General features: G+C 65.5%; 13 protein-coding genes. 12 read left to right on the top strand and 1 reads right to left on the bottom strand.

Annotated elements, in window-relative coordinates:
* Positions 1-34: 34 nt before the first annotated feature.
* Complete coding sequence (locus tag AC1ROD_RS13820; protein WP_492948845.1) at positions 35-1,111, top strand: acyltransferase family protein; 1,077 nt, start codon at positions 35-37, stop codon at positions 1,109-1,111.
* A gap of 27 nt (positions 1,112-1,138) precedes the next feature.
* Here the strand turns inward: AC1ROD_RS13820 and AC1ROD_RS13815 are convergent, their stop codons facing one another.
* Complete coding sequence (locus AC1ROD_RS13815) at positions 1,139-1,609, bottom strand: c-type cytochrome (protein ID WP_492948844.1); 471 nt, start codon at positions 1,607-1,609, stop codon at positions 1,139-1,141.
* Positions 1,610-2,006: 397 nt separating this feature from the next.
* Between AC1ROD_RS13815 and AC1ROD_RS13810 the strand changes: the two genes are divergently transcribed.
* The 11 genes from AC1ROD_RS13810 to AC1ROD_RS13760 all read left to right on the top strand — a co-directional run bounded on the left by AC1ROD_RS13810 (position 2,007) and on the right by AC1ROD_RS13760 (position 13,383).
* Positions 2,007-2,963, top strand: coding sequence for an NAD-dependent epimerase/dehydratase family protein (locus AC1ROD_RS13810; RefSeq protein WP_492948843.1), 957 nt, complete (start codon positions 2,007-2,009; stop codon positions 2,961-2,963).
* Positions 2,960-4,192, top strand: coding sequence for a glycosyltransferase family 4 protein (locus tag AC1ROD_RS13805; protein ID WP_492948842.1), 1,233 nt, complete (start codon positions 2,960-2,962; stop codon positions 4,190-4,192). The genes AC1ROD_RS13810 and AC1ROD_RS13805 overlap by 4 nt, the downstream gene beginning before the upstream one ends.
* Before the next feature lie 132 nt (positions 4,193-4,324).
* Positions 4,325-5,401: a GDP-mannose 4,6-dehydratase gene (gene gmd, locus AC1ROD_RS13800; protein ID WP_492948841.1), complete on the top strand. Its 1,077-nt coding sequence runs from the start codon at positions 4,325-4,327 to the stop codon at positions 5,399-5,401.
* Positions 5,391-6,350 (top strand): GDP-L-fucose synthase, encoded by a 960-nt coding sequence (fcl, locus tag AC1ROD_RS13795; RefSeq protein WP_492948840.1) that lies wholly within the window; start codon positions 5,391-5,393, stop codon positions 6,348-6,350. Before gmd ends, fcl begins: the two co-directional genes overlap by 11 nt.
* Positions 6,351-6,355: 5 nt before the next feature.
* Positions 6,356-6,775: an HAD family hydrolase gene (locus AC1ROD_RS13790; protein ID WP_492948839.1), complete on the top strand. Its 420-nt coding sequence runs from the start codon at positions 6,356-6,358 to the stop codon at positions 6,773-6,775.
* The gene (locus tag AC1ROD_RS13785) at positions 6,772-8,385 is read left to right on the top strand and encodes a hypothetical protein (protein ID WP_492948838.1); all 1,614 of its coding nucleotides are present in this window, start codon (positions 6,772-6,774) and stop codon (positions 8,383-8,385) included. Before AC1ROD_RS13790 ends, AC1ROD_RS13785 begins: the two co-directional genes overlap by 4 nt.
* Positions 8,382-9,122 carry a glycosyltransferase family protein gene (locus AC1ROD_RS13780; protein WP_492948837.1) on the top strand — a complete coding sequence of 247 codons (741 nt, stop codon included), beginning with the start codon at positions 8,382-8,384 and terminating at the stop codon, positions 9,120-9,122. Before AC1ROD_RS13785 ends, AC1ROD_RS13780 begins: the two co-directional genes overlap by 4 nt.
* Position 9,123: 1 nt before the next feature.
* Complete coding sequence (locus AC1ROD_RS13775) at positions 9,124-10,254, top strand: hypothetical protein (RefSeq protein WP_492948836.1); 1,131 nt, start codon at positions 9,124-9,126, stop codon at positions 10,252-10,254.
* Positions 10,254-11,531, top strand: a complete 1,278-nt coding sequence (locus AC1ROD_RS13770) for a polysaccharide biosynthesis protein (RefSeq protein ID WP_492948835.1) — start codon at positions 10,254-10,256, stop codon at positions 11,529-11,531. Before AC1ROD_RS13775 ends, AC1ROD_RS13770 begins: the two co-directional genes overlap by 1 nt.
* Entirely contained in the window at positions 11,528-12,955 is a 1,428-nt protein-coding gene (locus AC1ROD_RS13765) for a GMC oxidoreductase (protein WP_492948834.1), read from the top strand. The genes AC1ROD_RS13770 and AC1ROD_RS13765 overlap by 4 nt, the downstream gene beginning before the upstream one ends.
* On the top strand, positions 12,952-13,383 hold the full coding sequence (locus tag AC1ROD_RS13760) for a hypothetical protein (RefSeq protein ID WP_492948833.1): 432 nt from the start codon (positions 12,952-12,954) through the stop codon (positions 13,381-13,383). Before AC1ROD_RS13765 ends, AC1ROD_RS13760 begins: the two co-directional genes overlap by 4 nt.
* Positions 13,384-13,386 lie beyond the last annotated feature (3 nt).

Here is a 13,386-nt window from a genome sequence, read left to right as displayed (position 1 = left end):
GATGCGCGGAATCCCCATGTGGAAAGCTGCAAGCTTGCCCCGCGAAATGGGCTTGCCGCGCGAGCATGCGCCGGATCGCGGCGCATCGACCGCTCTCGCCGGCAAGATCCAGGGCCTGGAGCTGGCGCGCTTCCTGTTCGCTGTCGCAGTCCTGCTCTATCACTATCTCTGGTACGGCCCGCTGACTGACGCCGTACCTACCGGGAATGGCCCCTCATGGCTGATCTTCGGCCGGTTTTCCGTCGAGGCCTTCTTCGTCGTCTCCGGATACGTCATCGCCCGATCCGCGGACGGACGCGACGCCCTCACCTTCACGATCGCCCGGATCGGACGGCTCTGGCCGGTGCTGGCCGTTTGCGCGCCGCTGACCTTCCTGATCGCCGGGGCCAGTCTGACAAGCCTGCTCAAGGATCTGCTGCTGGCTCCGATCGCCCTCGGCGGGGGACAGGTCGACCCGTCCTACTGGTCGATCGTGATCGAAATCCGCTTCTACATCTTCATCGCCCTGCTGATGCTCGCCTTCGGCAATCTGCCCAATCTGAACTTCCTCTCCGCCATCTGGCTGCTCGCCAGCGGCGCGGCGCTGTTCGTCCCGGCCCTCGGGCCCCCTGTCCTGTCGCCCTATAGCGCCTTCTTCATCTTCGGCCTGCTTCTCTACAGCCATGACCGGGGATCGAAGGACGCGAAATGGCTGATGCCGTCCACGCTTGCGCTCGCCCAGTACCAGATCGTCATCGACATCAACCGCGTCGGCGATTTCGGAAACTCGACGCTTCCCTGGTGGCTGGGACTGGCGATCGCGTCGGCGATCTTCGCCCTCACCTTTCTGATGCGGCGCGGCGTGCCGCGATGGGCGTCCGGGACGGTCCTGGTCCTGGGGGCCACGACCTACCCCCTGTATCTGCTGCATCAGCTGATCGGCTACGACATCATCCGGGCGACCTATGCCGCCCTTGGACCGTTTTCGATCCCGCTCGCCGCCCTGATCGTTTTCGCGATCGCCCTCGCCGTCAGCCGGTGGGTCGAACCCTGGGCAAGGCCGCGCATGATCGCCCTTCTGACCCGCCTCAGCGAACGGCTGCCGACCCGCAAGGACAGGACAGCGCGCTGACCCTTCCCCCGGCGCCGTCGACGCCGTTTACTGCGCGGCTTCGACGTTCAGATAGGCGATGACGTCGCGGCGATCCTCAGGCTTCTGAAGACCCGGGAAATTCATCTTGTTTCCGGGCAGGAAGGTTCTCGGGTTGGTCAGCCAGCCGTCGAGACGGGCGTTGTCCCATTCGAAGCCGGCCTCCTTCAGGGGCCTGGAATAGGTATAGCCGGCTTCCGTTCCCGCCGTGCGCCCGACCACCCGATGCAAGGTCGGCCCCGTGGAGCGGGGGCCGCCTTCCGCCAGGCTGTGACAGGATTTGCATCGCGCGAAGACCTGGGCGCCGTGGGTCAGATCCGCCTGATCATAGGGCGCCGGCAGGGCCGCCAACGCCGTCGCCCGCTGGGCGTCGGTCAGGGCCGGCGCCGTCGGCGCGGCGTCCGGAACGCTCGCGGCGGTCTCGCCGCCCTTTTCGCCGGATCCACAGCTGGCGAGCATTGCCGCCACAAGCGCGGCCAAGATCGGTTTCCGCAAGACAATCCCCTTTTCAGCGTTCCGCGAGCGTAAGCCTCGCAATGCAAAAATGGTAGTTTCAGAACGGACGCCCCCGACAACCTTGAGGACGAACCTTCCCGGTCAAAGACACGCGGCGTTTCAAGAATGAGACGGCGCAAACCCCGCATCCTTGGCCGCGATCACAAGACGTTAAGCTTCGCGGCTCACATGTTGCGTTGCAACACACTGATCTTTATTTTACGTTTCAATCCGGGACGGAAGGCCGCGATGTTCCGGAAATTCTAATCGGATCAGTAATTTTCGCCTGCGCACACCCGCGCGGCGAGGACGGCAAGGCGCACCCCTCTCGTGGGGCGGCGTTGATTTCAAATGTCCGGCGTCAACCAGTTCGGGGGAACGAGTGAGAACGACAGTCTTCGGCGCCAGCGGCTTCATCGGAACCCGTCTGGTCGCCAGCCTGGCGGGCAAGGGCCACGCCGTCACGGCCGTCGACATCGTCGAGCCGCGGCAAGTCCTTCCGCGCGTCGCCTATGTGCACGCCGACGTCAGGGAGCCCCTGCCCGCCAGCCTCGGCGACGCGCCGGACCTGATCGTCAATCTCGCCGCGGTTCACCGCACACCGGGACATCCGCCGCACGAATATTACGACACCAACGTCCGCGGCGCGGTGAACGTCACCCGGTACGCTGAAGAGACCGGCTGCCCGACCATTGTCTTCACCAGCTCGATCTCCGTCTATGGCCCGAACGAGGACATCATCACCGAGGCGTCACCGCTGACGCCCAACTCCGACTACGGACGGTCCAAGCGCATGGCCGAGATGATCCATCGCCAGTGGAACGCGGCGGACGGACGGCGACTGGTCGTGGTGCGTCCCGGCGTGGTCTTCGGCCCCGGCGAGCGCGGCAACTTCACCAACCTGGCCCGGGCGCTCAAGAAGGGCGCCTTCGCCTATCCGGGCCGCAAGACCACCATCAAGAGCGGCGGCTACGTCGACGAACTGGTCAACACCTTCCAGTTCGCCCTCGACAAGGGCGACAAGGAAATCACCTACAACTTCGCCTATCCGGACGAGACGACCACCGAGGATATCGTCAAGACCTTCGGCAAGGTGTCCGGGGTCAAGACGTCCTATCCGGTCATCCCGGTCGGCCCGCTTCTGGTCGTCGCCGGCGGCTTCGAGGTGCTCGGCGCATTCGGACTGAAGACGCCGATCCACCGCGAACGCATCTGGAAGCTGGTCAAGTCGACGCGGATCGCGCCGCAATGGCTGCTCGACAACGGCTATGTGTTCCGCACCGACATGGATTCCGCACTGACCGCCTGGGGCGCGGAGACCGGGATGCAGTTCACATGAGCGCGCCCGGCGAAGGCCAGGCCTCGCCCCTCAGCGGCGACCTCCTGATCCTCAGCAACTACTATCACCCGGAGCCGACCGGCAGCGCGCCGCCGATCACGGACCTGTCCTTCTGGGCGGCCGAAAACGGCTATGCGCCCGCGGTTCTGACGGCCCGGCCGAGCTATCCGGAAATGGCGGTCTATCCCGGCTTCGAGCACGGTCAGCGCGACCGTGAGGTTCACCGCGGCGTGTCCGTTCGCCGCGTCTGGAGCGTGGTGGCCAAGACGCGCGGCAGCCTGGGACGGCTGTTCAGCGAATCCAGCTTCGCGCTTTCCGCCCTGGCGTCCGGCGGCGGGAAATACCGGGGTATCGTCTGCGTCTGCCCCTCGATCTTCACGGTCGCGATCGCGCCGCTGTTCCGCAAGAAGGGCGGGCGGGTCGTGTGCATCGTGCATGACATCCAGTCGGGTCTGGCCCGGTCGCTGAACTTCGGCGCCGGCGGCGCGATGATCCGCGCCCTGCAAAAGCTTGAGGCCTGGTCCCTGAACCGCTGCGACGAGCTGATCGTCCTGACCCGGGCCATGGAGCAGGAGGTCCGGGATCTGGGCGTGACCCGCCCCATCTCGATCATCCCGCCCCAAGTCGATGTGAAGGAAATCCAGCCGACGCCGCCGCCGACCGCCGGTCGCCCCATTCTGCTCTATTCCGGCAACCTTGGACGCAAACAGGGACTGGATCAGGTTCTCGACCTGGCGCAGGCGCTGCAGGAGCGCGGCGTCGACGCGGCGATCCACATTCGCGGCCAGGGCTCCGAGCGCGTCGAAATGGAGGCCGAGGCGGTGGAGCGCGGCCTCGCCAACGTCACCTTCATGGACCTGGCTCCGCGTGAGGAACTGAGCGCGGCCCTGGGTGCGGCGGCGATCCATCTCGTGCCGCAGAATCCCGCGGGCGCCAGCTTCGCCCTGCCCAGCAAGATCTTTTCGATCATGGCCGCCGAACGCCCCTATGTGGCGACCGCCCTGGCCGACACGCCCCTGCATATCGTCACGACCGAGGCCGGATCGGGCCTCTGCGTCGAGCCGGGCGATCCGGCGGCCTTCGCCGACGCCATCCAGGCCCTGCTGTCGGACGCCGACATGCGGCGCCGGATGGGCGCCAGCGGACGCGACTATGTGGTTTCGAATATCGATCGGGAGGTCGTCTGCCGACGCATCCTCCGCACTCTCTCGGGGGCGGAGGCCGCCTGACGGCGAGCCCGTCGGGGGCAAGAGTTTGAGAGCCGCGCCGGTTTGGTGCGAGTAAACGGTTCACGTCCTGCCTGTAGGACGTGGGCAGCAGGTTCAGAGGCCTTTCAGGGGGCCAGGTTTCGGGGACTAGGCATGTCGGAAGTCGGTAAGAACAAGGTCGCGCTCATCACGGGCGTGACGGGTCAGGACGGGGCCTATCTGTCGGAGCTGCTGCTCGAGAAGGGCTATACGGTCCACGGCGTGAAGCGCCGCTCGTCGTCGTTCAACACCGGCCGGATCGAGCACCTGTATCAGGACCCGCACGAGAAGGACCCGCGCTTCATCCTGCACTACGGCGACCTGACGGATTCCACCAACCTGATCCGCATCATCCAGGAAACCCAGCCGGACGAGATCTACAACCTGGCCGCCATGAGCCACGTCCAGGTCTCCTTCGAGATGCCGGAATACACGGCCAACGCCGACGGCATCGGCACCCTGCGCATCCTTGAAGCGATCCGCATCCTGGGTCTGGAGAAGAAGACGAAATTCTACCAGGCCTCGACGTCGGAACTGTACGGCCTGGTGCAGGAAGTGCCGCAATCCGAGACCACGCCCTTCTATCCGCGGAGCCCCTATGCCGTCGCCAAGATGTACGGCTACTGGATCGTCGTGAACTACCGCGAGGCCTATGGCATCCACGCCTCGAACGGCATCCTGTTCAATCACGAGAGCCCGCTGCGCGGCGAGACCTTCGTGACCCGCAAGATCACCCGCGCCGTCGCGGCCATCAAGCACGGCTTCCAGGACACCCTGTATCTCGGCAACATCGACGCCAAGCGCGACTGGGGCCACGCCCGTGAGTACGTCCGCGGCATGTGGCTGATGCTGCAGCAGGACGAGCCGGACGACTATGTCCTGGCCACCGGCGAGACCACGGTCATCCGCGACTTCGTCGCCCACGCCTTCAAACAGATCGACGTGACCCTGCGCTGGGAAGGCGAAGGCGTCGACGAGAAGGGCATCTGCACCGAGACCGGCCGCGTCTATGTCGAGATCGATCCGCGCTACTTCCGCCCGACCGAGGTGGACCTGCTGATCGGCAACCCGGCCAAGGCCAAGGCCAAGCTGGGCTGGACCCACGACACCAAGTGGCAGGCCCTGTGCGAGGAAATGGTCGCCGCCGACCTGGTCGCCGTCGCGAGGGAGCAACGCGGCAATGGCGAGTGAAGTCCTCTTCCCGCTGAACGGCAAACGGGTCTGGGTCGCCGGCCACCGCGGCATGGTCGGCTCGGCCATCGTGCGCCGGCTGGCGTCCGAGGGTTGCGAGGTCGTCACCGCGACCCGCGCCGACGTCGATCTGAAGTCGCCCGACCAGGTTCGCGCCTTCGTCGCGGACCGCAAGCCCGACGCCATCTTCATGGCCGCGGCCAAGGTCGGCGGCATCCTGGCCAACGACACCTATCCGGCCGACTTCCTGTACGACAACCTGATGATCGCGGCCAACGTCACCGAGGCGGCGTATCGCGAGGGCGTCGCCAAGATGCTGTTCCTCGGTTCGAGCTGCATCTATCCGAAGGAAGCGCCTCAGCCGATCCCGGAGGACGCCCTGCTGACCGGCCCGCTGGAGCCGACCAACGAATGGTATGCGGTGGCCAAGATCGCCGGCATCAAACTGGCCCAGTCCTACCGCAAACAGCACGGCTGCGACTTCATCTCGGCCATGCCGACCAACCTCTATGGTCCCGGCGACAACTACGACCTGAACTCCAGCCACGTGTTGCCGGCCCTGATCCGCAAGGCGCAGGAAGCCAAGGCGACGGGCGCCGATCATATCGTCATCTGGGGCACGGGCACGCCGCGCCGCGAGTTCCTGCACGCCGACGACTGCGCCGACGCCTGCGTTTTCCTGATGAAGGGCTATTCGGACTTCGAGCACGTCAACGTCGGCTCGGGCGAGGACATCGCCATCATCGACCTGGCCAGAATGGTCTGCGAGGTCGTGGGCTTCGAGGGCGGGATCGTCACTGACACCACCAAGCCCGACGGTACCATGCGCAAGCTGATGAGCGGCGACAAGCTCCGGTCGCTGGGCTGGAAGCCCGGCATTGCCCTGCGTGACGGCATCGAGGACACCGTCAAGCTGGTTTCCCAATCCGTCGTCGATCGCGCGGGTTAGGTCCGATGCCCAAGCTGTCTTCCAAACCCCGGATCGTGATCGACCTCGACCACACGATCTGCACGCCGCTGGACGGCGACGATCAGGCCGCGAGCGCCGACGCCAAATATATCAACGCCAGGCCGATCGAGAGCGTGATCGCCAAGCTGCGCGAGCTTCACGCCCAAGGGCATGAGGTCGTCATTCACACCAGCCGCAACATGCGGACCTATGACGGGGACGAGGCCCTGATCCGGCTGCATACCCTGCCGCTGATCATCGCCTGGCTGGACGCCCATCAGGTCCCCTATGACGAGATCGTCGTGGCCAAGCCCTGGTGCGGTTTCGAGGGTTTCTACGTCGACGACCGCAGCATCCGGCCTTCCGAGTTCGCGGCGCTCTCACTTGATGAGATCAAGGCCCTGATCGACAGGGAGAGGCAATGAGCGACGTCGCCTTCCTGATCCTGAGCGGGGCCTATATCGGGCCGGACCTGATCGCTGAATTCGGGAAGATCCCGCCGTCGTTCATGCCGAACGGCACCCGCCGGCTGTTCGAGAGCCAGGTCGAGCTGGCGCGCCGCTATACCGACCACATCATTCTGACGCTTCCGGCCTCCTACGAGGTTCCGCTGAGCGATGCGCGCCGCCTCGAGACCCTCGGGGTCGAGGTCTATCCCAGCGACCCCGAGATCGGCCTGTCCAGCGCCATCGCGACCGTCCTGCGCAGCCTGCCCGAGACCACGAGCCGGGTTCTGATCCTGTTCGGCGACACCCTCGTCGATTTCGAGGGGACTTCACCGGTCGACAGCTTCGCCTCGGCGCCGACGCGCTACGTCGCGGCCTGGACCTCCTTTTCCATGGCCGAAGGCAAGGTTCGCTTCGAACCCAAGGCGATCCATTTCCAGACCAATCGCGACGTCGCCGTCGGCTTCTTCGACATCGGCGATCCCGCGACGTTCCGCCCCCTGATGGAGGGCGCGGACTTCTTCGACGCCCTGAACGCCTATGCCGGGGCCTGGGACCTGACGCCGTTCCACCCGTCGGTGTGGCGCGACTTCGGCCACCTGCACAACTACTATCAATCCCGCAAGTCAGAGCTGTCGACGCGGGCTTTCAACTCGATCACCTACAAGGACGGGACGATCGAAAAGACCGGCTCGGACCAGAGGAAGATCTTCGCCGAGGCCGTCTGGTACCGGGATCTGCCGGCGACGCTCAGGAACTTTGTTCCGGAGATGCAGAAGATCCACGAGCGTGGCGACCGGGTCTCCTATGAGCTGGAGTACATCTTCCTGACGCCGGCCTCGGAGCTGTTCACCTTCGGGCGCCTGCCGCAGTTCACCTGGCTGGACATCCTGGACAGCTGCGTCGCCTTCCTGGAGACCTGCCAGAGCACGAAGCCGCGGCCCTATGAGGTCGTCCCGGATTTCGCCAACCGCTTCTTCAAGGAAGTGATTGTCTCCAAGACCGAAGACCGGGTGCGGAAATTCGCCGACGCCGAGGGCATCGACGTCGATGCCCCCTGGACGGTCAACGGGCGCAAGGAAGTTTCGCTCTCGGAACTGGCGCGCGAGCTGTCCTTGGCGATCCGTCCGACGACGACCGGGGACATCTGCCTCTGGCACGGCGACTTCCACTTCGCGAACATCTTCTATGACTTCCGGTCCCGCAGCATCAAACTGGTGGACCCGCGCGGCATGATGCCCGACGGGACGCTGTCGATGTTCGGCGACGCCCGTTACGACATCGCCAAGCTGTGCCATTCGGCGGTCGGGATGTACGACCTCATCGTCGCCGGGCGTTTCTCAATGACGCAGGACGCGCCCTACCGCGTCGATCTCTCGCTCGATATTTCGGAAGACATGCAGGCGACGGCCGAGGACTTCCTGGGCCGTCGGATCGGGGCCTTCGGCGGCGGCGACCGGGACATCCTTTCCCTGACCGCCCTGCTGTTCCTGGCCATGCTGCCGCTCCACAACGACAACCGGACCCGGCAGTACGCCATGCTGGCCAACGCCTACCGGCTCGCCGATCTGGCCAGGGGGCGCCCGTGATCGTCTTTCCCATGGCCGGCATGAGCAGCCGGTTCACCAAGGCCGGCTATACCGTGCCCAAATTCATGCTGCCGGTCGGCGAGGGCTTCGCCTTCGACTATGCGGTGAGCGGCTTCGCCGGCAACGGCGAGCCCTTCGTCTTCATCCATCGCGGCGACGACGAGACAGAGGCCTTCATCCGTGCGCGCTGCGCGGCCATGTCCCTGCCCGAGCCCCTGATCACCCGTCTGGACCAGCCCACCAGCGGGCAGGCCGAAACCGTCGAGAAGGGCCTCCTGGCCCTGGGGATCGCCGAGGGCGGACTGACCATCTTCAACATCGACACCTTCCGGCGCCGGACCCCGCTCGTCTCGCGCGGACCGGAGGTCGTGGGCAGTCTGGAAGTCTTCGTCGGAGACGGCGAGAACTGGTCCTTCGTCCTCCCCGAGGGCGACACCGACCGGGTGATCCAGACCACCGAGAAGCGCCGGATTTCCGACCTGTGCTGCACAGGGCTGTACACCTTCGCCAGGGTGGATCTCTTCATGGAGGCGCTGGCGAAGGAACGCGTGGCGCCCGAGTGCGATCTGGGCGAGCTCTATGTCGCGCCGCTCTACAATCACCTGATCAAACAGGGGCTCGACGTCCGGTATGACGTCACACCCCGCGAGAACATCCTCTTCTGCGGCGTTCCAGCCGAGTATGAGGCGATCCTTGAGGACCCCGGGCTCCTCGATCATTTCGGCCCCGGAACCTGACGTGACCCAGTCCCCCGTCGTCAGAGTTCCCGCAGACCTTTACGCCTTGCGCCGCGAGACCGACCTGTCCCAGGTCACGGTCCATACGGCCTTGCTCAAATACCGCCGACTGGTTCCGGCGGCGTTGCGGTATGCGGTCTTCGCCCTGAAGCCCGGCGGGACGCTGACGGTGATCGACGACGGAGCCGACGACCCGGTGTCGCCGCCGTTCCAGGTCAATTTCGGTCTGATGAAGCAGTGGGCTTTCCGGTTGCTGGACCGCGACTGCCGACTGGTCGAGATGGAGCCGGCCGCCGGTCGGCTGACCTTCGAGCGGACGCGTGAGATCACCGCTCCGGAGTGGGCGGCCGGGGTCGTCTTCTCCGGAAGCGATCAGGAGGCGCCCGCCCTCCATGCCTGTCTGGACGGTCTGTTGAACCAGCCGGAACTGGCCGGCCGGCCCGGCGCCGTCGTGGTCTGCGGACCGGCGGCCGGACGCAAGCACATCGAAGGCTATCCGACCGTCCGCTATCTCGACTTCGAGACGCCGCCGGGGCCGCGCTTCCTGATCGGGGTCAAGAAGAACTTGCTGGCCGCCCATCTGGACGCGGCGAAGATCGCGATCATGCACTGCCGGATCGTGCTGCAGCCCGGCTGTCTCGCGGCGGTTCCGCGCGAGTTCGACATCGGCACGCCCAATGTCATGGCCGCGACCGCGGACGGCGGCCTCGCGCCCTACATCTCCCTCTGCTTCGCGGACATCAACGAACTGGGCCGCGCGCCGATGGCGAGGGCCCTCACGACGCGCAACGTGCCGCCCGAGCGCCATCTGGAAATCCATGAGCGCGGCGCCCCCTATGCCGACGGCGGCGTCTTCTTCGCCTCCCGCGCGGTCTATCAGGACTGCGCCCTGGACGAGGACATCGCCTGGGGCGAGGCCGAGGACGTCGAGTGGTGCGCCCGCGCGGCGAACCTGGGCTATCTGGTCGACCTGTTCCCGGACAGCATCGCCGTTTCCCAGACCAACAAGATCCCGGCCCGGCCCGGCGTTCTGGCCGTCCTTCCCGCCGTCGTGACGGCGTGGGCGGCGCAGCTGAAGTTTGAGGTCCAGAAGCTCAGGCACGTCGCCCTCGAACTGACGGGCAAACGCTGATGCTGTACCTGGGCGTCAAATATGTGAACGTGCTCCTGACCACGGTCTGGAGCTTCTTCCTGACCTTCGTCCTCGTGCGCGTTCTGTCGCTCAGCGACTATGCCGTGGTCGCGGTGATCACCGGTCTGGGCGGCTATGTGCTGTCGGCCAACCTCGGCTTCTCGAGCGTCGTCTACAACCGGGTGCGGGCCAGCTTCCTGTCCGGGAACTACGAGGGCTCGGAGATCGCCCTGACCTCGCTGCTGATCTATGGCGCGGTCGCCCTCGTAGCGACCCTCATCGCCGCCGTCTGGATCCTGGTCGCGAAGGTGGGTTCGCCCGACATCCGCCTGGCCGTTCTGATCCACTTCATCGGCATGACCTGCGGCCTGCCCTGGACGATCGTCAAGGCGAGCGCCACCGGTCTGAACAACCACTTCAAGTTCGAACTCATCGAGGTCGGCCGGCGCGGCGCGGCCCTGGTCCTGGTGGCCTGCATCTATTTCGGCCTGCCGTTCACGGGTTACGCCTGGATCATTCTGGGGACTTGGGTCCTCGCCTTCCTGCTGGCCCTGCCGCTGATTTCGAAAGCCTGGTCGGATCACGGACAGACGTTCGTGACAGGGCTGCGCCATCTGGGAAGCCAGATGAAGCTCGTCGGATCAACCGGCCTGTTCTCGGCGCTGGAAAGCGTGATCTACAACTTCCCCTATCTGTTCGTGCCCCACGTCTGGGCCAATCCGGTCGCGGTCGTGTCGTTCGACACCCTCTACAAGATCGACCGGTTCGGAGCGACGGCCTACCTCGCGGCGGCGGAAGCCGTGCTGCCCCAGCAGACGGCGGCGGTGCACGCCAGGGATCTGAAGCGTCTTATGAAGCCCACCCTGACCGCCCTGATCGTGGGCGCGGCGCCGGCCATCTGCGGCATTCTGGCGGTCACCGTCTTCGGCGACCTGGTGTTCGGCATCCTGCTGGGCAAGGCCGAGCTGATCAGCGAGCCCGTCCGCATCGCCATGGCGATCATGCTGGCCGCCATGCTGTTCCAGACCGTCGCGGGCACCCTTCTTCTGAACCTCGGGCTGGCTTCCGATCTGGTCAAGGTGACCTGGCCGGTGATCATCGGCATGGCCGCGCTCTGCGTGGCGGCGGCCGTCTGGCGCTTCGATTTTTCGGCCTTCTTCCTGGGCTATGCCCTTATTTTTCTGGCGGGATCCGTCGCCTATGCCGTGCGGGCCAGCCTTTCGGTTCTGTCCCTGACGCGCGGGCATGGCGATGAACAGCGTACGGTAGAGCAATGAGCAGTCACTACGATCTCGTCATCGGCGGAACCGGCTTCGCCTCCTCCTTCTTCCTGCTCCGCTATCTCGAACGGAAGCCGGACACGCGGGTCCTCGTCATCGAACGGGGCCCCAACCCCGGCTACGACTGGATGCTGGAGAACCGCAAACAGACGCCGGTCGATTCCAACACCCTGTTCACCACCCGCGGCCTCGGCACCAAGGAATGGCTGTTCACGACCGGAATGGGCGGCGGCAGTTCCTGCTGGTGGGGTCAGACGCCGCGCTTTCTGCCCGAGGACTTCAGCCTGAAGTCGAAGTATGGCGTGGGGTATGACTGGCCGATCGGCTATGACGATCTCGCGCCCTACTATTCGCAAGCCGAAGAGGTGATGGGCATCGCGGGGCCGAGCCTCACCCCCTTCCCGAAGACGGGCCCCTACCCCCAGCCGCCGCACCATCTGTCGAGCTTCGATCGCAGAATGATCGCGGCGGTCGGCGACCATCAATGGATTCCGGCGCCGACGGCGCGGTCTTCGACCGGGACGGACAATCGCGGCAAGTGCTGCGCCAACGGCGTGTGCGGTCTCTGCCCCGTCGACGCCAAGTTCCGGGTCATGAACGAGCTTCAGTCGCTCTACGCCCGTGACAATGTCGATCTGCAGACCTCTTCCGAACTGCGCACGGTGAACTTCGAGGGTTCGACGGCGAAATCGGTCACCTGGGTCGTCTCCGATGAGGTGAAGACCGCGACCTGCGATCTCGTCTTCCTGGGTCTCAACGCGATCTTCAACGCGACCGTGATGATCCGGTCGGGCGACAAACACCCCCTGGTCGGCAAGCGGCTGCATGAGCAGCTGGGCGTCAAGGTGGTGGCGGATCTCACCGAGACCGAGGATTTCGACGGCGGCACCCACATCACCGGCCTGGGCTACATGTTCTACGCCGGCGACCACCGCCGCGACCACGGAGCCTGTCTGATCGAACACCAGAACGCCCCGCCGATCCTGCGGACCGAAAAGGGCAAGTGGCGCAAGCGCGCCCTGCTGAAGATCGTCAGCGAGAACATTCCGGAAGACCGCAACACCGTCGACCTGGTCAACGACAAGGCGCGCCTGACCTTCGTCGATCACACCGAATATGCGAAGAAAGGCATTCAGGCCACGGCCGCAAAGCTTGAGGCGGTTCTGGCCGGCATCGGTCTGGAAAAACTGACCATCGGCGCTTTCGAACCGACCGAAGGCCATATCCAGGGCACTGCGGTGATGGCGAAAAACGCCGTCGAGGGCGTGGTCGATGACGGCCTGGTGCACCACCAGTATCGCAACCTGCTGATCGGCGGCGCCAGCGCCTTCCCGTCCGGCCCGCCCAGCAACCCTTCCCTCACGGTCGCCGCCCTGTCGCTGCGGGCGGCGGATCTCCTCACCGGAGGCGCGCAGGCATGAAGCTCACCAGACGATCCCTGACCTTCGGCGCCCTGGGCCTCGGCGGCGCCGCCGCGCTGGCCGGCGGCGGCGTACTGACGGCCCTGGGCACGGCCTCGGTCGAGAGCGTGGTCCGCAGACGGCTTGACTATCTGAACTTCGCGTCCGGCAGCGTCGAACAGTTCGGCGACGCCTTCCGCGCCGCCCACCCCAGCCGCAGCAACATCGTGTCGCGGGCCCTGGCCGCGCCGCAGAAGGCCGTCCGGGCCGTGTTCCACGAGAAGGAAGCCCTGTCGCTGCTGGAAGACCGGATCTGTTCCGACTTTCTGATGTCGTCCGACTTCTTCCAGAACGGCGCCGACACGACCCGTCCGGTCAGCTTCCTGGCCTATGCCGATCCCTATACCGCCAGCTGCGGCAATCCGATCGTCGTGATCGACCCCACCTGACTT

The organism is Brevundimonas sp. GW821-FHT12E07, from assembly GCF_058807035.1.
Note: the sequence above shows the minus strand (reverse complement) of the source record. Positions and strands in the feature narration are given on the sequence as shown.